Genomic DNA, 26,512 nt, shown 5'->3' on the forward strand with positions numbered 1-26,512 from the left:
CGGCTACTGACATTTCGTCCATTTACCGCCGGCGGCTCCACTCGCCGCTTTTGAGGGCTTGATCATGGCGCGCGACACAACCGATTTCCGGCCGATCGAAGACATCGGCGAACTCGTCGAGCACCTGGCCGAAGGCAACAAACCGCGCGACAAATGGCGCATCGGCACCGAGCACGAGAAGTTCCCCTTCTATGTCGACGGCAACGCGCCCGTGCCCTATGGCGGCGAGCGCGGCATCCGCGCCATCCTCGAGGGCATGCAGCACAAACTCGGCTGGGACCCGATCATCGACGACGGCCGCATCATCGGCCTGGTCGAGCCGACCGGCCAGGGCGCGATTTCGCTGGAGCCAGGCGGCCAGTTCGAGCTTTCCGGAGCGCCGCTGGAGACGATCCATCAGACCTGCCGCGAGGGCAATGCGCATCTGGCGCAGGTGCGCGAGATCGCCGAGCCGATGGGCATCCGCTTCCTCGGCCTCGGCGGCAGCCCGAAATGGTCGCTGGCCGAAACGCCGAAAATGCCCAAGTCGCGCTACGAGATCATGACGCGCTACATGCCCAAGGTCGGCACCAAGGGCCTCGACATGATGTACCGCACCTGCACGATCCAGGTGAATCTCGACTTCGAGAGCGAGGCCGACATGCGCCGCAAGATGCAGGTGTCGCTGAAGCTGCAGCCTCTGTCGACGGCGCTGTTCGCCAACTCGCCCTTCACCGAGAGCCACCCGAACGGCTTGCAGAGCTGGCGCGGCGATATCTGGCGTGACACTGACAACCAGCGCTCCGGCCTGCTCGAATTCTGCTTCTCGCCCGATTTTGGCTTTGCCGACTATGTCGAATGGGCGCTCGACGTGCCGATGTATTTCGTCATCCGCGACGGCCACTATCACGACATGACGCACATCACCTTCCGCCAGTTCATGGCCGGTGCCGCGCGCAACGAAGTGCCGGACGGGCTGCCGACGATGGGCGACTGGGCGAACCATCTGTCGACACTGTTCCCCGACGTGCGGCTGAAGCGCTTCCTCGAAATGCGCGGCGCCGATGGCGGACCGTGGCGGCGCATCTGCGCGCTGCCCGCCTTCTGGGTCGGCCTGCTCTACGACGAGGCAGCACTCGATGCGGCCGAGGCGTTGACCGCGAGCTGGACCTACAAGGAAGTGCTGGCCATGCGCAACGCCGTGCCCGAACTTGGCATTGCCGCACCCTTCCGCAACGCCACGCTGCGCGAGATCGCGCGCGACGTGCTGGCCATTTCGCGCACCGGGCTGAAGAACCGCGGCAAGAAGAACCGCGACGGCTACGACGAAACCTCGTTCCTCAACACTTTGGACGAAGTGGTCGCGCGCGGCACGACCAGTGCCGAGGAAATGCTTTCGGCCTACCACACGCGCTGGGGCGGCTCGATCGAGCCGGTGTTCATGGAATACGCCTATTAACCCAGCGGCAAAAGCCGCTTCAATCGAGCGTTGAAACGAATTAGGCTCCCTCCCGAGGAATTCAGGAGGAGACGCCGATGCCCACCTTGTTCGACATGCTGACGCAGGCCCAGAACGGCAACGGCATGCAGGCGCTTGCCCAGCAATACGGGCTTTCGATGCAGCAGACACAGGCGGCCGTGGCCGCCCTGCTGCCGGCCTTTTCGCAGGGGCTGCAACGCAACACCGCCGATCCCTATGGGCTCGGCGCCTTCATGACGGCGATGGCAAGCGGCCAGCACGCCAAATATTTCGAGGACGCGACCCGCGCCTTCTCGCCGCAAGGCGTCGACGAAGGCAACGGCATTCTGGGGCATCTGTTCGGTTCGAAGGACCTGTCGCGCGCCGTGGCCAGCCAGGCGGCGCAGGCGAGCGGCGTCAGCCAGCAGATCCTGCAGCAGATGCTGCCGGCGATCGCCTCGATGGTAATGGGCGGGCTGTTCAAGCAGACGACAAATCAGATGCAGGCCGCCGGCGGTTTCGGCGGCGGCAACAATCCGCTCGGCGAGATCATCGAGCAGATGATGCGGCAAGGCGGCGGCATGGGCGCGCCGGCGCCACAGCAGCGCCAGGCACCGCAGCCCCAGAACCCGATGGACAACCCGCTCGGCAAGGTCTTGCAGGACATGTTCGGCGGCGGCACATCGCAACCGCAAAGCCAGCCACAGCCGGCGCCCAATCCCTATGGCGACAATCCGCTGGGGAAGGTGCTGCAGGATATGTTTGGTGGCGGCACGCCGCAGCCGCAAGGCCGGGCCCAGCCGCAACCTCAACAGACGCAGAGCCCCTACGGCGACAACCCGCTCGGGAAAATCTTCGAAGAGATGCTGCGCGGCGGTGGCGGCTTCGGCATGCCCGGCGGACAGCCGGCGCCGCAGCCGCAGGCACCACAGCAGCGCCAGGCCCCGCAGCCGCAGGCCAATCCGAGCGGTCGGCCAAGAAACCCGTTCGACGATTTGTTCGGCAAGATGTTCGAGACCGGCGCTCAGCAGCGCGACGAGTACCAGAAGGGCGTGGAAAACATCTTCGACCAGTTCAAGCGGGACATGGACCGGCGGTAGGCGACATCCGTGGGTAAAAGACTGGAGCAGATGCGCCGCAACCCTCGTGGCGACTGGTCAATAGCGGATGTGAGAGCCGTTTGTGACGAGGCAGGCGTCCAATGCGCGCCGCCAAGATCGGGCGGCTCGCACTACAAGGTCTATCATTCAGCGGTGGCCGACATTCTGACTGTGCCTTTCAAACGCCCGATCAAACCCGTATATCCGGAAACTCGTGGCATTCATCGACGAGGTTAAAGGCCATGACGGACAGACTTGAATATCCGGTCGTCGTCGCGCCACTTCCCTTGGAGGACGGTGGTGGATTTTCGGCTTTTGTACCTGATCTGCCAGGTTGCATGAGCGATGGTGACACTCCCGAAGAGGCCATCGCGAATGTCCAAGACGCCATAGCATCCTGGATAGAAGCTGCGCACGACCTTGGGCGAGCGATACCAAAGCCGTCGCAAAAGCTGGCCTTCGCCTGATTCCAAAAGAAAAGCCCGGTCCTTGGGAGGACCGGGCAGCGTGCAGGCAGGCCGGCGGGGAACCGGCAGGGAGTGGGGAGCCTGCGTAATCCTTGGTCGCGCTGAACCCGGAAAAGGTTCAACGGGACCTAAATTCAACAGATCAGGCCACCTTGCGGGCGATGTCCTCGATCGTTTCCACGCGATCGCTGGCGATTTCGCGCAGGATCGCCGTCGGGTCGCGGCCGAACGGCACATCGATGGCGACATGCAGGTCGGCGCGCGTCAGGCCGATATCGGCGAGCTCGGCATCCGACATCTCGCCAAGGCGGTAGAAGGCGCGGCGGTTTTTCCAGGCGCGGTAGAAATTGAAGACGGTATTGGCCACGCGCATCGCAACGGCCGGACGCGAGGTGATGCGCGAGGTCTCGGTGGCGAAATCGATCGTGGTCATGTCGGTCTCCTTCAGTTTCGAACGGACAAAGCCAAGCGCTCGGCGCTGGGGACAGCGGCCGTTCCGGCTTCGATTCACATGCCTTCATGTGGATGTCAGCAATTTGCCATCGGCCGATTGATTAATCCAACGAATGTTTCTAATCTTTAGCATCAACACCAGTGATGGATCACGCCGATGAAAGCGCCACTCGATCTCGATCAGTTGCAGACCTTCATCTCGATCGCCGATACCGGCAGCTTCACCCGCGCAGCCGAAGAGGTGCTGCGCACCCAATCGGCGGTGTCGATGCAGATGCGCCGGCTGGAGGAGCGTATCGGCAAGCCGCTGTTCGAGAAGGAGGGCCGCAACAACAAGCTGACGGAGGAAGGCGAAAAGCTGCTCTCCTACGCAAGGCGGCTGCTCTACCTCAACCGCGAAACGCTCGCCGCCTTCGACGACCAGCGGCTCGAAGGCACGATCCGCATCGGCACGCCCGACGACTATGCCGACCGCTTCCTGCCCGAGATCATGGCGCGTTTCACACGCTCCAATCCGCGCGTCGAACTGACCGTTATCTGCGAGCCGACGCCGGGCCTGGTCGAGCACATCAAGCGCGGCAATCTCGACCTGGCGCTGGTGACGCACAATGATGTGCGCGGCCAGTCGGAAGTGGTGCGGCGCGAACCGCTGCTGTGGGTCACCTCGGCCAACCATGCCACGCATGAACAGGTGACGTTGCCGATGGCCTTTGGCCGGCCGAATTGCATCTGGCGGCGCGCCGCCGTCGATGTGCTGGACCAGCAGAACCGCGACTACCGCATCCTGTTCACCAGCTTCTCGGCGACCGTCATCACCGCCGCCGTGCTTTCGGGCCTGGCGATCTCGGTGCTGCCGGAATGCGCGCTCAGGCCCGGCATGCGGGTGCTGGGTGAAGCCGACGGCTTCGGCACCCTGCCCGACTGCCGCATCGGCATCATGCGCGGCCAGACTTCGCGGCCGGAAATCGTCGATGCACTCGCCCGCCATATTTCGGAGAGCCTGGACAACATCTCGGTGCCGCTCGTCGAAGAGACCGGGACGTTCGATTTCGCGGCACTTGCCTATGCCAAGATCAGGCGGACCAAGGCGAACCAGATCCTGCCCGGCTGGTAAGATGGATCGTGGCGCCTTGACGCGAACGTTCAACCGGCCCCCAATCGACCGATGAGCGAAGCAGGATCCGAATCACGTACCAACGCCACCGAATACACGGTGAGCGAGATTTCCGGCGCGCTGAAGCGCACGGTCGAGGACGTCTTCGGCAATGTGCGGGTGCGTGGCGAAATCTCCGGCTACCGCGGCCCTCATTCCTCCGGCCATGCTTATTTCGCGCTGAAGGACGACCGCGCCCGGCTCGACGCGGTGGTGTGGAAAGGCACGATGAGCCGGCTGAAATTCCGCCCCGAGGAAGGGATGGAGGTGATCGCCACCGGCAAGCTCACCACCTATCCCGGCAAATCCAACTACCAGATCGTCATCGACAATCTGGAGCCTGCCGGCGCAGGCGCACTGATGGCGCTGCTGGAAGAGCGCAAGCGCCGGCTGCAGGCCGAAGGGCTTTTCGATGCCGGCCGCAAGCGCCGGCTGCCGTTCATGCCGCGCGTCATCGGCGTCGTCACCTCGCCGACCGGCTCCGTCATCCGCGACATCATCCACCGCATCAAGGACCGCTTTCCGCTGCATGTGCTGGTCTGGCCCGTGCGCGTGCAGGGCGAGACATCGGGCGTGGAAGTGACCAACGCCGTCAACGGCTTCAACGCGCTGGCCTGGGATGGCCCCATCCAGCGCCCCGATCTCTTGATCGTCGCGCGTGGCGGCGGCAGCCTCGAGGATCTGTGGGGCTTCAACGACGAAGCGCTGGCCCGCGCCGTTGCCGCCTCCGGCATTCCGGTGATCTCGGCCGTCGGCCACGAGACCGATTGGACGCTGATCGACCTCGTCGCGGATGTGCGGGCGCCGACGCCAACGGGTGCGGCTGAAATCGCGGTGCCGGTGAAGGCCGACCTCGAAGCGACGCTGGCCAGCCTTGGCGCGCGGCTCAAGGCGGCCATCTCACGCAATTTCGAACGCAAGCGGCAGGCAGCGCGTGCTGCGGCGCGTGCGCTGCCCTCGCCCGATCAATTGCTGGCGCTGCCGCGCCGGCGCCTCGACGAGGCGACATCGAGGCTCGGTCGCGGCCTCTTCGTCAGCGTCGATCGCAAGCGGGCGCGCCTCCAGGGCCAAAGGCTGACGCCGGCCACGTTATCGCGGCGCATCAATGAGGCCCGCACGCTGACGGGCCGTGACCTCGCCCGCGCACAGGCGGCGTTCTTTGCCATCGTGCGCGAACGGCGCGCGCGCTTCGCGCGCACCGCGACGCGGCTGTCGCCGGCGCCGATCGCCCGCCGGCAGAAACTGCAGGCCGACACGCTGGCGGCGCTCGCCAGGCGGCAGGACCGGGTCATCTCGCTGCGGCTCGAACGCCTGCGCGGCCAGTTGAGCCAGGCCGAACGCCTGTTGACCACGCTGTCGCACAAGGCCGTCCTGGCGCGCGGCTTCGCACTCGTCAAGGATGCCGACGGCACCGTCATCAAGCAGGCCGCCGACGTGGCATCGGGGATGGCGCTTTCGCTGGAGTTCGCCGACGGCACGGCCGATGCGGTAGCAACCAGCGGGGCTGCGCGGCCAAAGCCGGCTGCCAGGCCGGCGGCCAAGGCGAAAGAACCCGGCAATCAGGGATCGCTGTTCTGACCATGGCCGACAATCCGCACCATCTGGCAACGCCCAGCGGCAAGCCGCGCGCGCGAAGCTTCGGCATCGGCTTCGACGGAACGCCCGGGCCGTTCAACGCCATCACCGACGTGTCCGGCGTCGCGGTCGGCTATGCGACGTTGATTTCAGGCGACGGGCCGCTCATCGTCGGCAAAGGGCCGGTGCGCACCGGTGTCACGGCGATCCTGCCCAGACCGCTCGCCGACCTGGCCACGCCGGTCTTCGCCGGCATTTTCAGCCAGAACGGCAATGGCGAGCTGACCGGTTCGCACATCGTCGAGGAAACCGGCGCCTTCAACTTCCCGATCACCATCACCAACACGCATTCCTGCGGCGTTTCCCGCGACGGTACGCTGCGCTGGATGAGCCAAGTGCTGCCGGCCGCGGTCGACAGCGCCTGGGGCCTGCCGGTGGCGGGGGAGACCTATGACGGCTTCCTCAACGACATAAACGGTCACCACTTGACCTTTGAACACGTGGCCGAAGCCCTTGACGGCGCAACCAGCGGCCCGATCGAGGAAGGCAGCGTCGGCGGCGGCACCGGCATGATCACCTTCGGCTTCAAGGCCGGGTCGGGCACGGCGTCGCGCACCGTCGCATGGCAGGGACATTCCTATACGGTCGGCGCTTTCGTGCAGTCGAATTTCGGCAAGCGGCGCAATTTTACCCTTCGCGGCCTGCGTGCCGGGCCGGAACTCATCGAGCCAGCGATCCGAGAAGGCACGCCGCGCGCCGAAAAGGGCTCGATCATCGCCGTCATCGCCACCGATGCGCCGTTCCTGCCGCACCAGATGAAGCGGCTGGCCCGCCGCGTGCCGCTCGGCGTCGCCATGACCGGCGGCCTCGGCTATCACAGCTCGGGCGATATCTTTCTCGCCTTCTCGACAGCCAATCCTGCCGCCGCACTGGCGCCGTCGGGCCGGATTGCCAATGCCGATTTCATTCCCGATACAGACATCGATCCGTTTTTCGATGCCGTGATCCAGGCGGTGGAGGAATCGATCCTCAACGCCCTGACCGCCAATGACGACATGACCGGACGCGACGGCAATTTCGTGCCGGCACTGCCGAAGGCATGGTTGAAAGAGAGGTTTGGCCGAGGCTGAGACGAAATCGCGGGCCGAAGGGCCCGCGCATTCAGACAGAATGGCCGTTAAAATCTATTCCGCAGCCTTGTTGGCCGCCTGCTGGTGCTCGTCGGCCTCAGCGGCTTCCTCGAGCCGGGAAGCAATGAGTTCCTGGATGTCGCCGACCTCTTCCTGGATGTCCTCCAGCGGGATGCCGACCTCGGCCGCCTTGGCGGCGCATTCCCTGGCCAATGTCTCAGCCTGCTTGTCGATCCTGGACTGGGACTGGCAATGGACCTTTTCGCCGATCCATCCCCGTAAGAACTCGATCGCGTGTTCACTCATACTGCTGTTCCCTGGCGGCAAAGCCGGTTGGTAATCATAAACGTCGTCATCCCGCAAAGGATGCATCCTGCCATTCCAACCGAGTCGCGGCCGCCCGGCAAGTCAATGCCGTCCAAGGTCCACAGAGCCGAAGGAAATCGAGGGGTTAAGAACATTTTCTGATTCTGAAGGACTGTACCGTTGGCGGGATTTGGCCCGCTCCGAGCAATTGCTTCTACCTGTTACGGCTTTCAGTCCGTTTCTTAGTCTCAATGGCTGTCGCCACAGCCGCCTTTTGACGTTGCGCCTCGAGGCGCGAGCCAGCGAAGCCGCCGCTATATAGTGATATCCTCATCCAATGTCGACTCCTCCCAACCGTGCCCATAGCTTGCACCAAAGTCGCACCCCGCGCACCCCATCAGAAGGTCTCGACCCAAGGCCTGAGCTCCATTTCCCAGGTCCAGGCGCTGCGGTGCTGGCGATGGATGGAGAGATAGGCTTCGGCGATCGCGTCCGGCGACAGCCGGCGATCCTGCGTATCGGAATCCCCAGCGGACGCGGCCGACGCAATGGCGCCATCGATGATGAAATGCGCGACGTGGATGTTCTTCGGCGCCAGTTCACGGGCCATGGACTGGGCCAGTCCGCGCAAGCCGAATTTCGGCATCGCAAAGCCGGCGGAGCCGGCGAACCCCTTCACGCTGGCCGTCGCGCCGGTGAAGAGGATTGAACCCGAACCCAGAGCCACCAGCCGGCGGGCTGCCTGCTGGCCGACCAGGAACCCACCATAGGCACTAACCAGCAAAGCCTGCCGGACCGCCTCGGGATCGAGTTCGGCTATCGGTCCGCCGGGCGCGTCCGCTGGCGTTGAAAATCACCAGCGAGAGCGGACCGGCCGTGTCGGCGACATCGAACAGGTGCTCCACCGACGCGGGATCGGAGACATCAATCGCCACGGCCTGCGCGCCGGTCTCAGCCTGCAATGCACCGAGCTTCTCGATGTTGCGGGCGGCCAGAACGACGCTGAACCCTTCCTTTGCGAGGAGGCGCGCCAGCGAGGCGCTCAAGCCGGAGCCCGCACCGGCGATGATTGCGACATTGGATGTCATGAGATCTCTCCTTCTTTCCACGGGACTGCGGTCGATGGTCGGCGAATGAGCTGTATTGAAACTTGCCGGATCAGCATGGCGACGGCAACGCGCAAGACGCCAAGAAAAAGGCCGGGCGCGAAAACGGCCCGGCCAAAAAGAAGGTGATAACCTTCAGAGGGGAACACCGTTCGGCGAAATGGGAGGAAAACACCGACCGGATTTTTCTCTTTTGGACCGATTCCCAAACGGATACGACGAACGTTTTTCTAAAGATCAGCCAGAATGGCGAAAATCCTGTCCTTTCTTCGCCAGCAAGCTCAGCCAACCCGGCTTTCCCCTTCGAGCAGATCCGCATAATGGCGGCGCGCGACGTCGGGATGCGAGCGCAGCCGGCTTTTCAGCACATTGCTTCCGACATCGCGAAACAGCGGATTGTCCGGATCGCTGGACGGCCCGCGCGCCTGCGCCGCCAATTCCTCGGAAAGGCCAAGCAGCGGGATCGTCGCATCGAGCCTGGCGCTGAAGAAGAACGGCACCGAAATGCGCTCGACGCCGGCGGGCGGCGTCACGACGCGATGCACGGTCGCGCGCAAATAGCCGTTGGAGGCCAGTTCGAGCAATTCGCCGATGTTGACGACGAGCGTGCCGGGAATGGGATCTACATCGACCCAGGTTCCATCATAGTCGACCTGCAGCCCCTTGTTGTCATCCTGGAGCAGCAGCGTCAGAAAACCGCCATCCTTGTGCGCGCCGACACCCTGATCGCCGCCGGTCGCATCGCGGCCGGGGTAGCGCACGATCTTCATGCGATGGTTGGGCTCGCTGCTGTAGATCGGGTCGAACGCATCCTCGGGCTGATCGAGCGATTGCGCGAAAGCCTTCAGCAGCCGGATCGCCACGGCCGTCACCTTGCTCTGCCAGGCAAGCAGCGCCGGTTTGAGATCCGGCAGCGCCGCGGGCCACTGGTTCGGTCCTTGCAGCCGCGTCCAGGCGGGAACTCCCGGCCCTTGCGCGATTGCCTGCCGCTCGACGCCGACGTCGAGCTGTTCGCGCCAGTCCTCCTTGCCCTTGGTCAGTTCGCCGCCGGCGCGGGTGTAGCCGCGAAACTGCGAGGACTTGACCATCTCGATTGTCAGCTTGTCGGCCTCCGGCAAGGCAAAGAACTGGCGCGATGCGGTGAGGACCTCGCTGATCTCCGCCCAGGAGATGCCATGTCCGGCCAGATAGAAAAAGCCGATGTCGCGCGAAGCGGAACGCAAGTCGGCCAGAAATGTCCGGCGCTCCGACGCGCCTTGTTCAAGACGGCTCAGATCGAGCACCGGCACTATTCTGGGCATATCAAGCTCCTTTCCCAGCGCTTTCCGAGGCGTTGCTTGAAACCGCCACCCGAAAAACCCAGTCGATTGAACATCCGGGCACATTTCAGCGACCATAGCCGCCATCAACGCGCGCAAGTCTCATCGACTTCAGCTTGCCGGGAAAGAAACGATCGGCCCTTCGTCGCGGCCGTGACGAACAATTTTTCCATTCACAGGGGCAAGCGGATGACGATCGCGATCCATTCAGGAGAATTCAGGCGGAGCGGGGCCGCCTTGTCTCGCACCGGCGTGCTGCTTCGGTACATGACCGTCATTTCAGCCGGCAAATCCAATGCCGACGAGCGAAATCTTGCGAGTCGCCCGCGATTTTATTGGCCACATCACGGCAGCTATCCGCCCCTTTCATCAAACACTGCGAAAATAAATATAAAATAATATTCGTAGTATAATTATGATTGCGCACAAAATCAGATGACTGAACAGTCGCTGATATTGGCGACCACCTTTCAGCTACCCGTTCCTGCCGACTTGAGAGCTATTGCCTTGAGGGCGACTATTCCGGCCGGCGTTAATCGCTTTGGTCCCGCTCCCCTGAGGGGCCGATCGCTCAAGAGGAGATCTCGAGATGGACGGGTATGACGAATCGATGTTCGACGACCTTGCCTTTGATGAAGCGGAAGGCCCTGCCGACAGCTACGACGAATTCGACGAAATGGACGAGGGCGATGGCTTCGATGAGGCCGACGAAGGCGACGAGTTCGACGAAGGCGACGAATTCGAGGCCTCCGGCTTCGACGAGATGGACGCCGGCGACGAATTCGATGCCGGTGACGAGTTCGACGAAGGCGATGGCTTCGATGAAGGCGATGAGTCCGACGACGATGCCTGGGACGAGGCCATGAGCTACGCGCTTGCGGCTGAAGACAGCGACGAGTTCTTCCGCCGCATCGCCCGAGGCATTCGCGGCGTCGTGCGCACGGTCCGGCGTGCGGCTCCCACAATCGGCCGCATCGCCCGCGCCGTAGCGCCGGTCGCCAGCCTTATTCCCGGCGTCGGCACCGCGGTTGGCGGCGTCGCCAATGTCGTCGGCCAGTTGATGGCGGACGAGGCTTCCGAGGACGAGGCGCTCGACGCCTTCGCCGAGCTCGCTGTGCGCAATCGTGCCGCCATCCCCGTGGTGGCCGCGCTTGCGACGCGACGCGTGCTTGGCCCGGTGGCCGCACGCATGCCCGCGGCCGTACGCACCCAGGCAGTTCGCACCGTGCGCAGGGCCGCCACCCAGCTCGTCAACCGTGGCGGGCCGACCGCGATCCGCGCTCTGCCGCGCATCGCCAGCAGCGTCCGCCGTACCGCCGTCACGCGCCGCACCCCGGCATCGGTCCGGCCGCTGGTTCTGGCACGCACCGCGCGTCGTGTCGCGGCGCGCGGGCAAGGTCTGCGCCGGCAGCTGACGCGGCCCTTGCAGCGAGGGCGCCAGATCGTGCGCCGCACCGCGGCGGCGGTTCGCGCCGGCATGGCTCCGGGACGCAACCTGGCGCGTATCGCCGGGCGGGCATTGGGACGGACTGCCGGCGGTTGGCCAGGCGGATATGGCCCAAATCACGGGCGCCGGCGGCGTATCGTCATCCGCGGTCCGGTCAGCATCACCATCCGGCCCAACTGAAACCCTGTCGGTGCAACAAGAAGGATCGCGGCGATGCGCACGGGTTCTTCGACCAGGCGGTTCCTGGACACCAAGCTGCGGGCGCTGAAAGCGCGCGCACAGCGCCTCAACCGCCTGACACCGAGGCGCATCGGACTTCGTCCCGAAGACCTGCCCTATGCGCCGTCGCGGGCTCACTTCCATGCCGCCAACAAGCGGTTGGCGACCATCGGCAACGCCATTAGCCGGCATATCGCCGAGATCGAGCGCGGCTGGCCGCCTGCCACCGCACAGGCCGCGCTCACCCAGATGGCCATGCTCGACCGCAGGATCGATCGGCTGCGCCGGACCTTCGGCATGTTCTTCGAGGTCATGTCGCAGCGCGGCTCAGGCTTTGCGCCGGCGCTCGCCGCCCATGATGCGATCGCGCTCGACTGCTACACGGTCGTCCGCGCTGCCCTGCCGGGCGTCTTCGGCGGTCCCCTCTTGAAGCCGCTGACCTATATGGAACATGGCTATTCGCCGGCGACGCAGCGTCGCGGCGTCGCACTTGCCCGGTTGCTCGGCGACAGCAATCCGTTCCCGGTCATCCGCGTTCCCTGGGATCGCGACAATCCCTGGCAGTCGGTCTTCCTGCATGAAGTCGCCCACAATCTGCAGGCCGACATGGGTCTGTGGCAGGAGAACGCGCAAGCGGTCGCCAACCGCCTGGCCTCGATGCGATTCGATCCGCTGGTGGTGACGATCCTGCGCCGCTGGCATAAGGAAATCTTCGCCGATCTCGCGGCGCTGCTGCTCGGCGGCACCGCGTCGGTCTGGGGCATGATGGAGTTCCTCGCCCATCCCGGCGCGCGTGCCCTCACCTACCGCCCCGGCGGGGCGCATCCAACCGGCTGGATCCGGGTTCTGATCCTGACCGAGATGCTGCGGCGCATGGGCTTTGCCGCCGAGGCGGCGCGCGCCGAACGCGTCTGGCGTGGCCTTTACAATCCGGCGCGCGGCCACAGGCTGCCTCCGGCTCTGCTTGCTTCGGTCCCTCGCCTCATTCCGGCGGTGGTCGATGAGATTGCCTACCAGCCGCGCCGGGGTCTTGGGCAGCACGCGCTGGCCGACGCCATCCCTTTCACGCGCGCCGACGAAGCCCGCATCCGCCGCGGCGGAATCCTGATCGCGGCCGGGCAAGTGCCCGACCTGCCGCCACGTTTTCTTGTGTCGGCCAGCCGTTTCGCGCTGGAAGCCGGCGCCGAACCGGACGCCATTGCCAAGCTTGTCATCAGAAACCTGGCCCAGCGTCAGGCAAACCGACGGCCCACTGCGCAACCGTCCCCAGCCGCACTCGTTGCATGAGGTGAGATGTCATGGTCGACGTATTTACAGCCGCCGCCAGCCCGGTCTCGAAATTTCGGTCTCCTGCCACGGTTGCCGTGGACAATCTGCTGCGCAAGACGCTGCGCGTCAGTGACCCGCGCGATCCCGACCAGATCGCCAACGCTCTCTTGAACTTCTATCCCGAGGAAGCAGACCGGGATCGACGCGAACAAGCCGGCCTGCCTTATTCGAGCGTGCCCGACTATGTGCCGCAAGCCCGCAACACGGGCCCGTCCTCCGTCGAGATGGCGCAGGCGCAGGACGATCTCGAACGCGACCTGCAGACGCTTTCGACCTCCTCGCCACTGAAGGACATCCGCATCGAGATGATCGGCTGGGGCCGTTCGATCCGGCAGCTCGCCAATGATGGACTGGCTGCCGCCAGGCTCGCTCTCGATTCGGTCAATCACGACCGTGCCATGTCGGCACGCCGCCAGCTCGGCGAGTATTCGCGCCTGGCGCGCTATGTCGGCACGCTCACCGACGGCAGCGCCATCCTGTTCAGGCGGTTTGCCCAAAGCTGCGATGTGCTGGCCGGGCTCATTCTTGTCGCCATCGGCGAGGGGCTGGCGTCCAACGGCATCACCCGCAGCACCTCGATCGTGCGTTCGGCGGCCGGAGAGCTGCAGGCACGCCGCAACGCCGTCATCATGGCGCTGCGCAGCCTGACCGGTTCGGTTGAAAGCACGCTTGGCCAGGAAGACTGGCCACGCGGTATCGAAGCCTACCGCAATCTGGTGCAGCAGTTGGAGGCCGGCGGCCAGGCAGACCTGCGCGCGCTGCTGGAGGAGAACGCGCTGTCGCAGGCGATGGATGACCTGGTTGACCTGTCGACCGGGGCAAGCGTCGAAGGCTTGCGCGAGCTGTCGACCGCATCGGCAATGCTGGTCCACCGCTTCCAGCGCCTGATCCAGTTCGGCCAGAGCATCCCGGTTCCGATCGACGTTTCGATCACCTCAGGCCCACCGGAATCACCGCCGCTGGTGGCATTCGTCTCCAGCCTGCAGCTCTTCGTCGATGCGTTCGTCGCCAAGGGCAGCTCGCGGCTGCTCTATGTCGCCCGGCCGCCGATCATCGTCTACGGCCTCTACGGCGCGGGCGGCCCCGACCAAGGCGCCATCCGCCTGATGAACCTCACCATCGCGCGCGGCTTCCTGCTCGAGCAGGTCGACTGCTTCGCCGGCTGCGGCTGCGACGACGACGATATCAGCTGCCAGGTGCTGCTGGATTACCTGCTGTTCCTGCTCGACAGGGCGATCGACCTCTATGCGGTCGGCACGGATCCGGACGGCCTCGGCGAACAGGAGAGGCGTGCGACCGCCGTCGGCATCGTCGTCGACGCGGTGCTGGAGCTGACCGACCAGTTGCAGAACCCCGGCGTGCTTTTGTGCGAATTCAGCGACAAGCTGAAGAGCAAGCTCGGCACGATCTCAGGCGAATTGCTCAACCCGTTCGGAGGTCCCGGCGCCTGGGATTCGAGCCTGAAAGGGCTGATTGTGCGTGAGTTGCGCACCTTCTACCAGGCGGAGGACCAGACCGAGCGCCTGGTGCGGTCGCTGACCCCGCAATGCGACTTCAACGTCTTCAATTTCCGCAACAACCAGTCGCTGATCCGCTGGATGATCCGCCGGATCCTCGCCGATACGTTCGGCCAGGGCACCAATCTGCCGAGCCCGGTCCAGATGCCGTCGCCGATCGCAAGCTCAATGGCGAGCATGGGGCAGAACCGTCCCGACTACTGGTCGGCCTGAGTGGGCAGCAGAGGAGCACGACAATGGCTGCGAAGATTCCGTTTCCCTACCACCCGGCCAACAAGTTCCACGCCGGGGTCAAGGCCCGCTTCGAAGTAGAGGCCGAGACGCCGCAGTCGATCGATCTGTTGACCGACAAGGTCGACAGCGGCAGCAAGGGGACCCAGAAGGCCATCGGCGACGTTGCCAAGGCAATCAAGGGGTACCCCGACGGTGAACAATCGAAGACCCTCGACCGCTTGACCGTCGCGATCGAAACCATTGCCTCCGCGCTGAAGAACCAGCCCAATGGCGACACCATCGACAAGAAGCTTGGCGAGATCAGCAAGGCGATCGACAGGCTGGATGAAACGGTGCAGTCGCTTGGCCTGCGCGACAAGGACAATGTCACGGCACTCTATGCCGCCGCTGTCGACACGTCGGGCGACATCGTCGGCCGGACGAACGCCGGGCTCTGGTTCAACCACGCGAAATTCATGTCGTTGCAGGACATCGTGACATTCCAGAAGGGCAAACCGCAGGAAAATCGCCGCAACGAGTTCGTCAAGCGCCTTCGCGATGCCAACACGTTCAGCAGCGGCCTGCCCGCGGTCGTCACCGATAGCGAACTGGTGCGCTTCTTCGACCTCGCGCCAGCCGTGATGAATGCGATTGCCGCCAGCCAGGACGTAGCGTCCGGCGGGCAACCGCCGCCAAGTGCCTGAGAACCCAAGTGCCTGAGAACCCAAAGTGCCTGAGAACTATGAGCCGCCAATTCGAGCAAGATGAGGTCTGATTATGGCTAGTGAATCCAACCAGGTCATCCAGCGGCTGTTCCAGCGCTTCTTCAGGGACGAGCTGGCGGGTTTGTCGCCGGCTGACCGCGCCGCTTTCGAGAGCGAATTCGAGGGTCGGTACGGGGAGTTGCTCGACCGCTCATCCAGCAAAGCAACAACCAGTTTCGCCGATCTGGTCGGCTTCGGCGATGGACCGGTCAAGCCGTTCGATGCGCTGCAGATGCCGCTGCTACGCAATGATTTCGACGAATCGATCATCCCGCCGCAGCTGCAGGCCTCGGCCGAACTCTACTACATCTACCAGATGGACCGCATGAAGCTGTTCCAGGTGGTCGATGTGCTGCGCCGGCTGTTCCAGAACGGCCAGATCCGCATCCAGCGCGGCCCTGGCGCGCGCGGGCTCTACATCCTCGAGAAGTGGCGGCCGATCCGCTACAAGCGCCGCGACCGGCTGATCGCCTATCGCCGCGTCTTCAACTATGGCCGCGCACCGGTGCCCGCAGGAGCCATCGTCAACCGCAGCTTCCACTTCCAGCTGGTCGCCTTCATGAATGCGATGTCGCAGTACTTCCAGGATCTGACCATCGGCCAGGTTATTCGCGGCAGTTCCACCATCAACGACCGGCCTTTCGCAGCGCTGGCCACGGTGCAGCGCGTCGGCACCGATCTGCGCTATCACCTAGACCGTTCGAGCTATGGCAACATCCTGGCTCTGACCCGTGAAACCGGACAGTATGTGCAACAGATTTTCGAGTTGTTCGACGCACCGGACATCAAGAAATCCTTCGACGCCAACACCAAATGGGACGTTATCGAAGCCGTCGCCAACCGTCATCTGGGCGGCGCCACCGAGATGTCGGAACGCGCCAAGATGGCCGATGCGGGGCGGCGAATCCTGCAATACATCGCCGAAAACGATTTCCGCACGACGATCACGCCGGCCGAATTCGACGCCGACGCCAAGAAAATGGGTTCGCAGGCCGATGCATGGCTGGCCGCCTACCGGCTGACGCGCGAAGGGCGCCGCTTCCCCGGCCTCGATGGCGATCGCGTGCATTGGTCATATGGGCTGAACCGCAACACCGCGTCGCGAATAGCCGCCTGAACCGTTCGCCGGGACTGAAGGGTGTCAGCGATGGACCACCAACTTGCTCTTGCGGGGCGTTTCGCGGCCAAGCCGCCGAACATCGTCATCGACGCCCCGCTGGCGTTGTCACCGATGGGGCTGCTGGTGACGGTAACGCTTTCGCAATCAGCGCGGGTGTGGCTGCCGCGCGGCTTTTACACCTTGCTCGACAACGACGAATACTATCGGCGTCGGCCCGATCAGATGGGAGGCGGTTGGCTCGCCCCCGGCACTCGCGATGCCATCCTCAAGGAACTGGCGCTGGAGCTCGAACCATGGCGCCGGGCGTGGCAGAACGGCCGCCTGTCATCCCGGGTGCACTGGATCGGTGACGCCCAGTATGAAAGCGCGCTGCCCGAGCGTGAGGAAACAGCCCTGTTGCCGCGCTTTGAAGGGTGCTGCGCCGCGCTCGAAACACGTTTTGGCGATGTCGCCGGCACCGCCGCTCCGCTCGACGAGTGCGCGCGCGACGTGGTCGCGCTCTCCGCCGCGCTTCAGCCCGACAGCACCTATGTTCTCACCATCGCCGGCAATGACGGCGCCAGGCCGCCATTGTGCGACTATCTCGAACGGCTGGCATTTCCCACCAAACGCCATCCTGGAGCAACCCCCGGATGGTCCGGCCCGGCGCTCTGGCCCGCTGCTGCTCCAATCGCCGCGAGCGGCCGCAATGCCGCGATCGTGCAGGTGGTCGCGCCGGTCATCCTGGCGCTGCCCGACGGCTGGAGCGAGACCGACTGGGCGCTGGAAGATCCGGCCGACCATGATGATGGGACGCCGGACGATCCTTGGCGCAATGCCTGTGCGCTCTGGTACGAGCTGGTGCCGAAGGAGGCCGCGGCATGAAACCGCCTCGCATCCACCCGGTCCACGGCCTGCGCACCAATGCGCGCGACCTGGTGATGATCAGCGTCGCCGGACAGGTCGCCTCGCCGACCGAGAGGGGCACGCCGTGGCGGATCGGTTATGACGGCAGGCCGCGCTCGCTGCCGGGCACCGGCGGCATCGTGCTCAACCATCGTGTCGGCGACCCCTGCGTCGGGCTGGCCGGCGACCATGTCGAACCGGCGGTGTCGATCCGCAACGAGGCGCGCGCCGCCGGCGGCAGCCCGGACGCCGCCAACCAGGCGCTGCAGAGCTATTCCTGCGTCGGCAACCACGCGATCGTGACCACAGGCCGCGCCGCCGGCGCACGCGGCGTGGTGACCGGCAAGCATGGCGGCGTCGACACCGTGCTGATCGACTTTCCGCTGCCGGCGATGCGGCAGATGGCGATCGGTGACCGCATCCAGGTCTGGGCCTATGGGCTTGGCCTGCGCCTGACCGATTATCCCGACGTCGCGATCTGGAACTGCTCGCCGCGGCTGCTCGCCCGCTGGCGGCCAGTCGAGCGCAACGGCCGGATCCACGTCAAGGTGACACACCGCATCCCCGCCCGCGTCATGGGCTCGGGCCTCGGCCGCAACAATGTGCTGCGCGGCGACTACGATATCCAGATGTCGGATCCTGGCATGGTGCGGCGCTACAAGCTCGGCTCGCTGCGTTTCGGCGACATTGTCGGGATCATGGACGCCGACAACCGCTATGGCCGGTCACGGCTGGGCGGGCATGTGTCGGTGGGCGTCATCGTGCACAGTGACAGCACCGTCGCGGGTCATGGCCCAGGCGTTGTCTCGCTACTTTCAGCGCCGGCCTCGATTCTCCAGTTGGAGCTCAGCCCGGACGCCAATATCGCGCGCTACCTGGACATTCGCCCACCCCGACCGGCACGGCCGTCCTTTCCCTTGCCGACCGTCGAGCAAAGGGAACGAACCGTGGCAAGGCTGCGCCGGCGGGCGACGGCAGCGGACCCAAGCATGGTGGCCGGATCCGGCTAGATCCGAGCCCGGGCGGAGAAACGAGTTACGAGAAAGGGATCGGCATGTCATATCTCGACGAACAACTCGACGCGCTGGTCAACGAGGCCGCGCAAACGGTCGCTCACCGCTCGCCATGCGGCTGCTCGCGCTGTCGCCGACAACAGGGCTTTCGCGCTGTCGAGGTCAGGCGCCGGCATTTTCCGAGCTGTGGCTGCGGCAGTTGCGGGGATGCCTCTTCGTTTGATGAGACAGCCATACGGCGCGGGCGAGCCCCGCGGCCGGCGCGCGGCCAGACGTCGGTGCGGGCGCGCGGGTCACAACTGCCGGGCTGGCGCGGCTGGACGCCGCCGGTCTCGCTGGCTGCGATCGACGCGGCGCGCACCGCCGCCAGCCGGGGCGGACGCGTCGATGCTTTGTTGCGGCCGTTCCTGGCGCCAGGGCCGCAGGTCTATCGCATCACCCGCGCCGGCATCGACCGCGACCGCCCGCTCAGCATCGGCATGACCAAGGGCAACAATTCGATCGCGCAGAGAATTATCGAGCACTATCGGCAGCCGAGCCGCGCCGACCCCAGAGTAAACACCGCGATCCGCAATCTGCAGCCGGGCCAGATCCTGGTCCAGGCAGCCCGGCTCACCCGCCAGGCCATGCATCCAAGGCGGGCCAGGAACTACGAAGGCTGGCTGCAGGACCGGGAGCGCCCGCTGCTCTACGACCCCAACAGCACGACATTCGATGAAATGGCGCTGATGCGCAACAATTGAACGAAGGGAGATTCCCATGCACGGGCAAGTCGCACCTCATGCAAGGTCGGTATGGGCCGACCTCGACGCCATCGTTCTTCAGGAGGTCAAAGCACTGCGCGCCGCCTCGCCGCGCCCGGCTGAAATACCCTTCAACTCCGACGAGGAATTCATGGATCTCGCGGCGGCCTATCTCGAAGGCCGCGGCGACGAGGCTCATCTTCTGATGGAGCGACTGCGAGGCTTGCTCGGCCTGACTGCAAGTGCTGACGCGGATCAGGCTGAGGCGTCGCAAGAAGTTCCGCGCATGAAGGTGGGATGGATGATGCGGTGCAACCGGGGGCCATGCCCGTGGATGGCGCGACGCCGGAGGCCGAACGCGAGCAAGACACATGATGCTTTTTCGCCCACCCCCTTCGAACTCGACCGGCTAGCCGACGAAGCGGACTATGCGGTGGTTGGGCCGACTGACGGGCGCGCCAGGGTCACGCACACCAACCGCTTTCCACACAGCGCGGTCTGCCACATCGAGCGCGATTTCGGCGATGGCAGGATGACCGGCTGTACTGCCTTCCTGATTTCGCCGACGCGGCTGTTGACCGCGGCGCATTGCATCACCAGTCCGATCCGGCAACGGCTCGGCCTGCCCAATCTCGCCGTGCGCATCCGTGTCACGCCGGGTCGAGCCTCGCGTGACGCGCGGCCGTTCGGCTGGCAGTGGGCCAAGCAATGGCACGTCAACCCGCCATACCGCCGCCGCCCGTCTGGCCTGCACGATGTCGGGCTGATCGAGCTTGAGCGGCCCTTTTCGCCATCGCCCGGACACTTCCAACTCTGGTCGCCGAACCGCCAGGATCTCGAGAGGCTTCGCAGCTCCCGGCTCCTTCACATTTCGGGCTATCCGGCCGACAAACCGGACGGCACGCAATGGGAGCATTCCGAGCGCCTGGACCGGATCACGGAACGGCAGCTTTTCTACAGCGTCGATACCTGTCCGGGACATAGCGGCGCTCCAGTCTGGATCCATCGCCAGCAGGCCGGCCCACCGGTGGTGATCGCGGTTCACACCGCCGGTCCGCGTCCACATTCGGGTGGTGCCTGGGGGTGCCGGCCTGGGGTGCCGCTCGCCCCGGCCGGCCTGTTCAACCGAGGCGTCAGGCTTACCCCCGATCTCTTGCGCTCGATTCGCGCCGGATTCAGGCGCTGAAAGGTGAAAATTGGCGACCCGACGATGATTTTTGGAATGCTAATATTTCGGAAGGTGTTATAGTCGCAACCATCTATGCAGCTTTCATACTGGTTGCGCCGGGGTTCGGCGGCGCGGCAGTTTTGTTAGGGCGCCAGGGCTTGTGATTGTACTGAGTTTCCTGCCAACTGGGGCGTTCGGCCATGGTTGCACGTGCCGAGAACTTGCAGAGACTTTCCGACTTCGCTGACGAGATTGCTGCGTCACGGAAAAAGTGCGATCCGGAAACGGATACATCGAACTTTGTCGTGAACGGCCATTCGCTGGTTGCCATCCGTTACGCGGACGACGATCGCGGGGATCCAGACGGTCATACTGATCAGCGCCAGCCGGTGGGACGCCTCGTGTGCGCCGGCACGCACTACCTGATCTATGACGCCGTCTACATGCCGGACGTTGCCACCGATCTTCCGCCTTCGGCCGCCGAAATACTGACCCGGCGCGAACTCCAGATCGCCTTACTGATCGCTGACGGCAAGCTGGACAAAGAGATCGCGCGGCAGCTCGGCATCAGCGGCTACACCGTACGCGAGCACATCAGGCGGATCTTCGCGAAGCTGAATATCGGCCGGCGTTCGGCGATTGCATCCTGTGTGCTGGCGGGTCGGGCGGACTTCCGCCATGATGTGCGGTAGGGTCGGTCGAGCGTTTTTTCGAGGGATCGGCACTGAGCAGCAGGTCGCACGGGTCGGCCGGAATGCCGAACTCCTGGCAAAGGCCGGTCGACTTCACCTGATTCCTGAAATAGCGCAGCGCCGAAAGTCCTTGATGGCGCTGTTGCCGATCAACGCCATGCCGGGGGCGCCGGCAGGCTGCTTCCGAGCCAGCGATCGGGCAATGTAAGTATCTCTTCATAGTTGACAAAAACTATGATTTCTGTAACAAACTCCACAAAACAAGAGACCATGGATTTCGGGGAGGCCAATGGCGATAAGCGATGTTCTGATGCGCGGGGATCTGGCGCTGACGCCGTCGGAAGAGAAGATCGTCCGGCTGCTTTTGACGGACTATCCGACCTCCGGCCTGGGCACCGCCTCTTCGCTCGCCCGGCGCGCCGGCGTCAGCGATCCGACCGTGGTCCGGCTGGTCGTCAAGCTCGGCTATGAAGGCTTTCCGGATTTCCAGTCCAAACTGCTGGCCGAGGTCGAAGCCAGACTGCATTCGCCTTTGTTGATGATGGAGGCTAAGCGGCAAAGCGGCTCCAGCGACAGCGCCGTGCTCGCCTATCTCGATTCCGTCACCGCGGCGCTGCAGAAAGCCACCGCCGCGACGCCGGTGCAGACCTACGAGCGGGCCGCCCGCCTTTTGATGGAGGCCAAGGGCGAGATCGTGCTGGTCGGCGGCCGCTTCAGCCGCCATATCGCCGGCATGCTGGCGGGATATCTCGGGCAGTTCCGCTCCGGCGTTCGCGATCTCGGTGTGCTTTCTCCTCAGGCCTTCGACACGCTGGCCGATCTCGGCCGCCGCGACGTGCTGGTCGTCTTCGACTATCGCCGCTACCAGCTCGACGTCATGGCCTATGCAAGCCAGGCAGCAGCACTCGACGTGCGCATCCTGCTTTTCACCGACCAATGGCTGTCGCCGATATCAGACCTCGCCGAAGTCACCATCGTCAGCCCGCTGGAAGTCGCCTCGCCCTACGACACGCTGGCGCCGGCGATCGCGCAGATGGAAGCGCTTACCGCCCACATCGTCTCGACGCTGGGCGACGACGCCCGGGCGCGCATCGAAAGGATCGAGAAAGTGCGGCACGCCAATGCGGTGACCCTCGACAGCGACCCGCAATCGAACGGCGCGCGCCAGACAGCTGGGCCGCGCAAGACACCCGGACCCAAATCAGCAAAGCAGGACGACCAAGCATGACCCAAGCCTTACCCAAGCAGGCCCTACCCAAGCGAGACGAAGCTTTCCGTGCCGGCGAGACGGCGCTGCTGCTTGTCGACATGCAGCGCATCTGGCTGGAACCGGGCGCCGATCCCTCGCACCCGGAGCGCGGCCCCGACCATTATTTCTACCGGCAGACATCCTCGCAGACGATCCCCAACCAGGAGCGGCTGCTGGCGGCGGCGCGTGCCAATGGTGTGGAAGTGCTGCACACCATCATCCAGAGCCTGACCGAAGACGGCCGCGACCGCTCGCTCGACCACAAGCTGACGCCGATCCATGTCGCGCCGAGCCTCCCTGAGGGCATGCCGGTGGCATCTTTGGCGCCTGTCGGCGACGAGATCATGCTGCCGAAGACATCGTCCGGCATCTTCAACTCGACCAATGTCGACTACCTCCTGAAGAACCTCGGCATCCGCTACCTCGTCGTGGTCGGCGTGCTCACCGATCAATGCGTCGACATGACCGTGCGCGACGGCGCCGACCGCGGCTATCTCGTCACCTGTGTCGCGGACGCCTGCGCCACCATCACCCAGGAGCGCCACGATATCGCGCTGAAAGCCTTCGGCGGCTATTGCTGGGTCGCCGACACCGACACCGTCGTCGACCGTTTCAACGCTCTGGGAAAAACGGCATGACATCGACCGTCGAGCCCCTCGTTGCCGTCGTCACAACGGATCTCTGCGCCATCACGCGGGGCCGTTTCGTGGTTGAAAGCAGGCTGCAGAAGACCGCCACGACCGGTGTCGGGTGGCTGCAAGCCAACCTGTCGATGACGCCGTTCAATTCCATCGTCGTTCCCAATCCCTGGGGCTCGTCGGGCGATCTGCGGCTGATCCCCGATCTCAAGGCGCGCTTCCGCACCGAACGGACCGGATCGCCGACGCCCTTCGACATGGTGGCCGGCGACATTGTCGAGCTCGACGGCAGCCCCTGGCTCGGCTGCACGCGGACCATGCTCAGGGATGCGCTGGCGGAGCTGAAGGCCGCAACCGGCCTTTCCGTCATCGCCGCCTTCGAGCATGAGTTCCACATTGCCGACGGCAGCTTCGCGCCGGCGCATTCGATGTCCTTCGCCGCGCTGCGCCGCACCGATCCGTTCGCTCCCAATTTGATGGCGGCGCTGGAGGAGGCCGGCGTCGGTCCGGAAGTGGTCATCGCCGAATTCGGTGACGAGCAGTTCGAGGTGACACATGAGCCTGCGGACGCGCTGACGGCAGCTGACCGTGCCGTCGCCATCCGCGAGATCACCCGCGAAGTGGCACGCAATGCTGGCTGGCGGGCGAGCTTCGCGCCCAAGACCGCGCCCAATGCCGTCGGCAATGGCGTGCACATCCATTTCAGCTTCGTCGACGAGGCCGGCAAGCCGGTGACCTACGATGCGGCGCAACCCGGAGGCCTGTCCGCCAAGGCCGGCGCCTTCTGTGCCGGCGTGCTGCGACACCTCCCGGCGATCACTGCCATGACAGCGTCGAGCGTGTCATCCTTCTACCGGCTGAAGCCGCACAGCTGGAGTTCGTCCTACACCTGGCTCGCCGACCGCGACCGCGAGGCGTCCTTGCGCATTTGTCCGACGGTGACGATCGGCGGGCGCGATCCGGCACGGCAGTACAATGTTGAATACCGGGCGGCCGACGCCACCGGCAATCCTTACCTGTCGCTGGCGGCGATCATCCGCGCCGGGCTGGAAGGGCTGAAGGCGGAGCTGCCATCGCCGCGGCTGGTTACCGGCGATCCGACGCTGATGAGCGAGGCGGAGCGGGAAAAGCTCGGCCTCGTGCGGCTGCCGGAAACTCTGCCGGCGGCGCTGGACGCGCTTCTGGCCGACAAGACCGTCACCGGATGGTTCGCGCCTGTCTTCATCGAGACCTTCGTCGGCCTCAAGCAGCATGAGGCGGAGCGTCTGGCCGGCCTCGATCCGGCTGCCATCTGCGATCTCTACCGGACGCTTTATTGATGACTGCGCAGACTGAAAAAGACCTGCTCCCTCGAAAAGATTGGCCTGACGCCGTCGAGGTTCTCAATGAGCATGGCCGCTCGGATATCGTCCTGTTGTGCGAGCATGCCTCCAACCACATACCGGTCGAGTATCGGCAGCTCGGCCTCGATGCCAGCCATCTGCAGCGCCACATCGCCTGGGATATCGGCGCCGCTGAGGTGACGCGGCTCTTGTCGGCACGACTCGATGCAGCGGCCTTCCTCAGCGGCTATTCGCGGCTGCTGATCGACCTCAACCGGCCACTGGGCACCTCCGGCAGCATCCCGGTTCTGTCGGAAGACACCGACATTCCCGGCAATGTCGGCATCGACACGGTGGAACGGGACCGGCGCGCGGAAATCATGTTCGCACCGTTCCATGACCGGGTGGCCTCGTATCTCGATCGCCGGGTAGAAGCAGGCCGGCCAACGCTGATCGTGACGATCCATTCCTTCACGCCGGTGTTCCTGGGTGTCGCCAGGCCATGGCATGCGGGCGTGCTGCACGACCATGCGGCCGGTCTCGCCGAAGCGATCCTGTCGGGCCTGCGCGCCGACGCAACGCTCAACGTCGCCGCCAACGTGCCCTATGTGATCAGCCGCGACGCCGATTATGCCGTGCCGGTCCATGGTGACGACCGCGGCATCCCCGCCGTCCTCGTCGAGATCCGGCAGGACCTGCTGGCAAACCGGGTCGGCATCGAGGAGTGGGCGGACCGGCTGGCGGCGGCACTGCCGGCCGAGACGGAGGCAATCCCGTGAGCAATCTCAGCCTGCGCGAACGCGACGCCGCGACCATCGCGCAGATCGGCAAGCTGCGCTTCTCACCGCTCAGCGTCGTCGGCGGCAGGGGTAACCGGCTGATCGAGGAAGGCGGCCGCTCGCTGCTCGACCTGTCCGGATCGGCCGGCCCGGCGGTGCTCGGCTACGGCCATCCGGCCATCGTCGAGGCGGTCGAGGCCTCCGTCCGTGACATGGCGGGCGCCAGCCTGCTGCTCTATCCGAACGAGCCCGCCGTCTCGCTGGCCGAGCGGTTGCTGGCAATCACCCCTGGAGACGGCGAACGGCGCGTCTGGTTCGGCCATTCCGGTTCGGACGCCAATGACTGCGCTGTGCGCGTGCTGCAGGCGGCCACCGGCCGGTCGCGCTTCATCTCCTTCATCGGCTCCTATCACGGCAACCTTTCGGGCTCGATGGGCATCAGCGGCCACACCGCCATGACGCATACGCTGCCGCGGCCGGGCGTGGTGCTGCTGCCCTATCCCGATCCGTTCCGGCCGAATTTCAGCGGCGAGGAGGTGCTTGCCCTGCTCGACTACCAGTTCGAGACCACCTGCCCGCCGCATCAGGTCGCGGCGGTGTTCATCGAGCCGCTGATGTCGGATGGCGGGCTGATCGTGCCGCCGCCGGGGTTCCTGAAGGCGCTGCAGGAGCGCTGCCGCAAGCACGGCATCAAGATCGTCGTCGACGAGGTCAAGGTCGGGCTCGCCCGCAGCGGCATGATGCACTGCTTCCAGCACGAAGGGCTGACGCCGGACCTCGTCGTGTTCGGCAAGGGCATTGGCGGCGGGCTGCCGCTGTCGGCCGTGATCGGGCCGAAGGAGATCATGGATCATGCACCGGCCTTCGCCTTGCAGACCACCGCCGGCAATCCGGTGGCGACATCGGCCGGCAATGCGGTGCTGAAGACGATCGAAAGCGAAGGCCTGGTCGAACGCTCGGCGCGGATCGGCAAGCTCTTTTCCGATGCGCTGCGGGCACTCGGCGAAAAACATGCGATCATCGGCGACGTGCGCGGGCGTGGCCTCGCCATCGGCGTCGACCTGGTCAAGGACCGCGCAACGCGCGAGCCAGTGCCCGCCACGACCACGGCCAAGATCATCTATCGCGGCTACGAACTCGGCGCGGCCTTCACCTATGTCGGGCTCAAGGCCAATGTGCTCGAATTCATGCCGCCGCTGACATTGACCGAAGACGAAGTGGCCGAGGGCGTGGCGATCGTCGATCAGGCGATCGCCGACGTGAGTGCCGGCAAGGTCTCGGATGCGAATGTCGCGTCGTTCATGATGTGGTGAAAGAGAAACGCGCGCTCCATCAAAGTGCTCCGGCGGGTCGGCCCTGTCTCTCGA

24 protein-coding genes and 1 pseudogene are annotated in these 26,512 nt (G+C 64.9%); 21 read left to right on the forward strand and 4 right to left on the reverse strand.

Annotated elements, in window-relative coordinates; translation table 11 throughout:
- The first annotated feature begins 64 nt into the window (after nt 1-64).
- From AC0V8S_RS33105 to AC0V8S_RS33115, 3 genes are all read left to right on the forward strand, one after another.
- Nucleotides 65-1,438, forward strand: coding sequence for a glutamate--cysteine ligase (locus tag AC0V8S_RS33105; protein WP_475435759.1), 1,374 nt, complete (start codon nt 65-67; stop codon nt 1,436-1,438).
- A 77-nt stretch (nt 1,439-1,515) separates the two neighbouring features.
- Nucleotides 1,516-2,538: a DUF937 domain-containing protein gene (locus AC0V8S_RS33110; protein ID WP_475435761.1), complete on the forward strand. Its 1,023-nt coding sequence runs from the start codon at nt 1,516-1,518 to the stop codon at nt 2,536-2,538.
- 242 nt (nt 2,539-2,780) lie between these two features.
- Nucleotides 2,781-3,005, forward strand: coding sequence for a type II toxin-antitoxin system HicB family antitoxin (locus AC0V8S_RS33115; RefSeq protein ID WP_475435762.1), 225 nt, complete (start codon nt 2,781-2,783; stop codon nt 3,003-3,005).
- Nucleotides 3,006-3,147: 142 nt separating this feature from the next.
- Here AC0V8S_RS33115 and AC0V8S_RS33120 read toward each other — a convergent pair whose 3' ends face one another.
- Nucleotides 3,148-3,438, reverse strand: coding sequence for a DUF1127 domain-containing protein (locus AC0V8S_RS33120; protein ID WP_019860034.1), 291 nt, complete (start codon nt 3,436-3,438; stop codon nt 3,148-3,150).
- Between the two features lie 177 nt (nt 3,439-3,615).
- On the opposite strand from AC0V8S_RS33120, the gene AC0V8S_RS33125 reads away from it, so the two are divergent.
- From AC0V8S_RS33125 to AC0V8S_RS33135, 3 genes are read left to right on the forward strand one after another with little or no spacing between them, the layout of a single operon-like run.
- Nucleotides 3,616-4,572 (forward strand): LysR substrate-binding domain-containing protein, encoded by a 957-nt coding sequence (locus tag AC0V8S_RS33125; protein WP_475435765.1) that lies wholly within the window; start codon nt 3,616-3,618, stop codon nt 4,570-4,572.
- 51 nt (nt 4,573-4,623) lie between these two features.
- Nucleotides 4,624-6,189 (forward strand): exodeoxyribonuclease VII large subunit, encoded by a 1,566-nt coding sequence (xseA, locus tag AC0V8S_RS33130; protein ID WP_475435766.1) that lies wholly within the window; start codon nt 4,624-4,626, stop codon nt 6,187-6,189.
- 2 nt (nt 6,190-6,191) lie between these two features.
- Complete coding sequence (locus AC0V8S_RS33135; protein ID WP_475435768.1) at nt 6,192-7,316, forward strand: DmpA family aminopeptidase; 1,125 nt, start codon at nt 6,192-6,194, stop codon at nt 7,314-7,316.
- A 54-nt stretch (nt 7,317-7,370) separates the two neighbouring features.
- Here AC0V8S_RS33135 and AC0V8S_RS33140 read toward each other — a convergent pair whose 3' ends face one another.
- From AC0V8S_RS33140 to AC0V8S_RS33150, 3 genes and pseudogenes are all read right to left on the reverse strand, one after another.
- Nucleotides 7,371-7,622, reverse strand: coding sequence for a DUF768 domain-containing protein (locus AC0V8S_RS33140; RefSeq protein ID WP_183456617.1), 252 nt, complete (start codon nt 7,620-7,622; stop codon nt 7,371-7,373).
- A 397-nt stretch (nt 7,623-8,019) separates the two neighbouring features.
- Nucleotides 8,020-8,710, reverse strand: a pseudogene (locus AC0V8S_RS33145) (SDR family NAD(P)-dependent oxidoreductase).
- Between the two features lie 299 nt (nt 8,711-9,009).
- A complete protein-coding gene (locus AC0V8S_RS33150; protein ID WP_475435770.1) occupies nt 9,010-10,029 on the reverse strand; it encodes an isopenicillin N synthase family dioxygenase in 1,020 nt (339 codons plus the stop codon).
- Between the two features lie 607 nt (nt 10,030-10,636).
- Between AC0V8S_RS33150 and AC0V8S_RS33155 the strand changes: the two genes are divergently transcribed.
- The 15 genes from AC0V8S_RS33155 (at nt 10,637) to AC0V8S_RS33225 (ending at nt 26,458) form a co-directional block, all read left to right on the forward strand.
- Entirely contained in the window at nt 10,637-11,674 is a 1,038-nt protein-coding gene (locus AC0V8S_RS33155) for a serine/threonine-protein kinase (RefSeq protein ID WP_183456611.1), read from the forward strand.
- 33 nt (nt 11,675-11,707) lie between these two features.
- Nucleotides 11,708-13,000 carry a hypothetical protein gene (locus tag AC0V8S_RS33160; RefSeq protein WP_183456609.1) on the forward strand — a complete coding sequence of 431 codons (1,293 nt, stop codon included), beginning with the start codon at nt 11,708-11,710 and terminating at the stop codon, nt 12,998-13,000.
- An 11-nt stretch (nt 13,001-13,011) separates the two neighbouring features.
- On the forward strand, nt 13,012-14,772 hold the full coding sequence (locus tag AC0V8S_RS33165; protein WP_475435772.1) for a hypothetical protein: 1,761 nt from the start codon (nt 13,012-13,014) through the stop codon (nt 14,770-14,772).
- A gap of 23 nt (nt 14,773-14,795) precedes the next feature.
- On the forward strand, nt 14,796-15,476 hold the full coding sequence (locus AC0V8S_RS33170; RefSeq protein WP_183456607.1) for a hypothetical protein: 681 nt from the start codon (nt 14,796-14,798) through the stop codon (nt 15,474-15,476).
- Nucleotides 15,477-15,549: 73 nt separating this feature from the next.
- Nucleotides 15,550-16,653 carry a hypothetical protein gene (locus tag AC0V8S_RS33175; RefSeq protein ID WP_183456605.1) on the forward strand — a complete coding sequence of 368 codons (1,104 nt, stop codon included), beginning with the start codon at nt 15,550-15,552 and terminating at the stop codon, nt 16,651-16,653.
- Nucleotides 16,654-16,683: 30 nt separating this feature from the next.
- Nucleotides 16,684-17,520 carry a hypothetical protein gene (locus AC0V8S_RS33180; protein WP_475435774.1) on the forward strand — a complete coding sequence of 279 codons (837 nt, stop codon included), beginning with the start codon at nt 16,684-16,686 and terminating at the stop codon, nt 17,518-17,520.
- Nucleotides 17,517-18,551, forward strand: a complete 1,035-nt coding sequence (locus AC0V8S_RS33185; RefSeq protein WP_183456601.1) for a DUF4438 domain-containing protein — start codon at nt 17,517-17,519, stop codon at nt 18,549-18,551. The genes AC0V8S_RS33180 and AC0V8S_RS33185 overlap by 4 nt, the downstream gene beginning before the upstream one ends.
- A 44-nt stretch (nt 18,552-18,595) precedes the next feature.
- The gene (locus tag AC0V8S_RS33190; protein WP_475435776.1) at nt 18,596-19,297 is read left to right on the forward strand and encodes a hypothetical protein; all 702 of its coding nucleotides are present in this window, start codon (nt 18,596-18,598) and stop codon (nt 19,295-19,297) included.
- Nucleotides 19,298-19,313: 16 nt separating this feature from the next.
- Nucleotides 19,314-20,483 carry a trypsin-like serine peptidase gene (locus tag AC0V8S_RS33195; RefSeq protein ID WP_475435778.1) on the forward strand — a complete coding sequence of 390 codons (1,170 nt, stop codon included), beginning with the start codon at nt 19,314-19,316 and terminating at the stop codon, nt 20,481-20,483.
- Nucleotides 20,484-20,665: 182 nt separating this feature from the next.
- On the forward strand, nt 20,666-21,157 hold the full coding sequence (locus AC0V8S_RS33200; RefSeq protein ID WP_183456595.1) for a helix-turn-helix domain-containing protein: 492 nt from the start codon (nt 20,666-20,668) through the stop codon (nt 21,155-21,157).
- A 289-nt stretch (nt 21,158-21,446) separates the two neighbouring features.
- On the forward strand, nt 21,447-22,385 hold the full coding sequence (locus tag AC0V8S_RS33205; RefSeq protein WP_475435780.1) for a MurR/RpiR family transcriptional regulator: 939 nt from the start codon (nt 21,447-21,449) through the stop codon (nt 22,383-22,385).
- On the forward strand, nt 22,382-23,044 hold the full coding sequence (locus AC0V8S_RS33210) for a cysteine hydrolase family protein (RefSeq protein WP_475435782.1): 663 nt from the start codon (nt 22,382-22,384) through the stop codon (nt 23,042-23,044). The genes AC0V8S_RS33205 and AC0V8S_RS33210 overlap by 4 nt, the downstream gene beginning before the upstream one ends.
- Nucleotides 23,041-24,363, forward strand: coding sequence for a type I glutamate--ammonia ligase (locus AC0V8S_RS33215; protein ID WP_475435784.1), 1,323 nt, complete (start codon nt 23,041-23,043; stop codon nt 24,361-24,363). The genes AC0V8S_RS33210 and AC0V8S_RS33215 overlap by 4 nt, the downstream gene beginning before the upstream one ends.
- Nucleotides 24,363-25,145, forward strand: coding sequence for an N-formylglutamate amidohydrolase (locus AC0V8S_RS33220; protein WP_475435786.1), 783 nt, complete (start codon nt 24,363-24,365; stop codon nt 25,143-25,145). The genes AC0V8S_RS33215 and AC0V8S_RS33220 overlap by 1 nt, the downstream gene beginning before the upstream one ends.
- A complete protein-coding gene (locus tag AC0V8S_RS33225; protein ID WP_475435788.1) occupies nt 25,142-26,458 on the forward strand; it encodes an aspartate aminotransferase family protein in 1,317 nt (438 codons plus the stop codon). Before AC0V8S_RS33220 ends, AC0V8S_RS33225 begins: the two co-directional genes overlap by 4 nt.
- The last annotated feature ends 54 nt before the right edge of the window (nt 26,459-26,512 follow it).

This window comes from Mesorhizobium oxytropidicola (assembly GCF_056174625.1).

What these genes read in the sequence shown, in the direction of transcription:
- AC0V8S_RS33200 (WP_183456595.1), top strand. Translation starts at nt 20,666, where the DNA reads ATGGTTGCACGTGCCGAGAACTTGCAGAGACTTTCCGACTTCGCTGAC.
- AC0V8S_RS33155 (WP_183456611.1), top strand. Translation starts at nt 10,637, where the DNA reads ATGGACGGGTATGACGAATCGATGTTCGACGACCTTGCCTTTGATGAA.
- AC0V8S_RS33195 (WP_475435778.1), top strand. Translation starts at nt 19,314, where the DNA reads ATGCACGGGCAAGTCGCACCTCATGCAAGGTCGGTATGGGCCGACCTC.
- AC0V8S_RS33165 (WP_475435772.1), top strand. Translation starts at nt 13,012, where the DNA reads ATGGTCGACGTATTTACAGCCGCCGCCAGCCCGGTCTCGAAATTTCGG.
- AC0V8S_RS33125 (WP_475435765.1), top strand. Translation starts at nt 3,616, where the DNA reads ATGAAAGCGCCACTCGATCTCGATCAGTTGCAGACCTTCATCTCGATC.
- AC0V8S_RS33140 (WP_183456617.1), bottom strand. Translation starts at nt 7,622, where the DNA reads ATGAGTGAACACGCGATCGAGTTCTTACGGGGATGGATCGGCGAAAAG.
- AC0V8S_RS33160 (WP_183456609.1), top strand. Translation starts at nt 11,708, where the DNA reads ATGCGCACGGGTTCTTCGACCAGGCGGTTCCTGGACACCAAGCTGCGG.
- AC0V8S_RS33150 (WP_475435770.1), bottom strand. Translation starts at nt 10,029, where the DNA reads ATGCCCAGAATAGTGCCGGTGCTCGATCTGAGCCGTCTTGAACAAGGC.
- AC0V8S_RS33175 (WP_183456605.1), top strand. Translation starts at nt 15,550, where the DNA reads ATGGCTAGTGAATCCAACCAGGTCATCCAGCGGCTGTTCCAGCGCTTC.
- AC0V8S_RS33180 (WP_475435774.1), top strand. Translation starts at nt 16,684, where the DNA reads ATGGACCACCAACTTGCTCTTGCGGGGCGTTTCGCGGCCAAGCCGCCG.
- AC0V8S_RS33210 (WP_475435782.1), top strand. Translation starts at nt 22,382, where the DNA reads ATGACCCAAGCCTTACCCAAGCAGGCCCTACCCAAGCGAGACGAAGCT.
- AC0V8S_RS33190 (WP_475435776.1), top strand. Translation starts at nt 18,596, where the DNA reads ATGTCATATCTCGACGAACAACTCGACGCGCTGGTCAACGAGGCCGCG.
- AC0V8S_RS33220 (WP_475435786.1), top strand. Translation starts at nt 24,363, where the DNA reads ATGACTGCGCAGACTGAAAAAGACCTGCTCCCTCGAAAAGATTGGCCT.
- AC0V8S_RS33120 (WP_019860034.1), bottom strand. Translation starts at nt 3,438, where the DNA reads ATGACCACGATCGATTTCGCCACCGAGACCTCGCGCATCACCTCGCGT.
- AC0V8S_RS33105 (WP_475435759.1), top strand. Translation starts at nt 65, where the DNA reads ATGGCGCGCGACACAACCGATTTCCGGCCGATCGAAGACATCGGCGAA.
- AC0V8S_RS33135 (WP_475435768.1), top strand. Translation starts at nt 6,192, where the DNA reads ATGGCCGACAATCCGCACCATCTGGCAACGCCCAGCGGCAAGCCGCGC.
- AC0V8S_RS33205 (WP_475435780.1), top strand. Translation starts at nt 21,447, where the DNA reads ATGGCGATAAGCGATGTTCTGATGCGCGGGGATCTGGCGCTGACGCCG.
- AC0V8S_RS33170 (WP_183456607.1), top strand. Translation starts at nt 14,796, where the DNA reads ATGGCTGCGAAGATTCCGTTTCCCTACCACCCGGCCAACAAGTTCCAC.
- xseA (WP_475435766.1), top strand. Translation starts at nt 4,624, where the DNA reads ATGAGCGAAGCAGGATCCGAATCACGTACCAACGCCACCGAATACACG.
- AC0V8S_RS33110 (WP_475435761.1), top strand. Translation starts at nt 1,516, where the DNA reads ATGCCCACCTTGTTCGACATGCTGACGCAGGCCCAGAACGGCAACGGC.
- AC0V8S_RS33215 (WP_475435784.1), top strand. Translation starts at nt 23,041, where the DNA reads ATGACATCGACCGTCGAGCCCCTCGTTGCCGTCGTCACAACGGATCTC.
- AC0V8S_RS33115 (WP_475435762.1), top strand. Translation starts at nt 2,781, where the DNA reads ATGACGGACAGACTTGAATATCCGGTCGTCGTCGCGCCACTTCCCTTG.
- AC0V8S_RS33185 (WP_183456601.1), top strand. Translation starts at nt 17,517, where the DNA reads ATGAAACCGCCTCGCATCCACCCGGTCCACGGCCTGCGCACCAATGCG.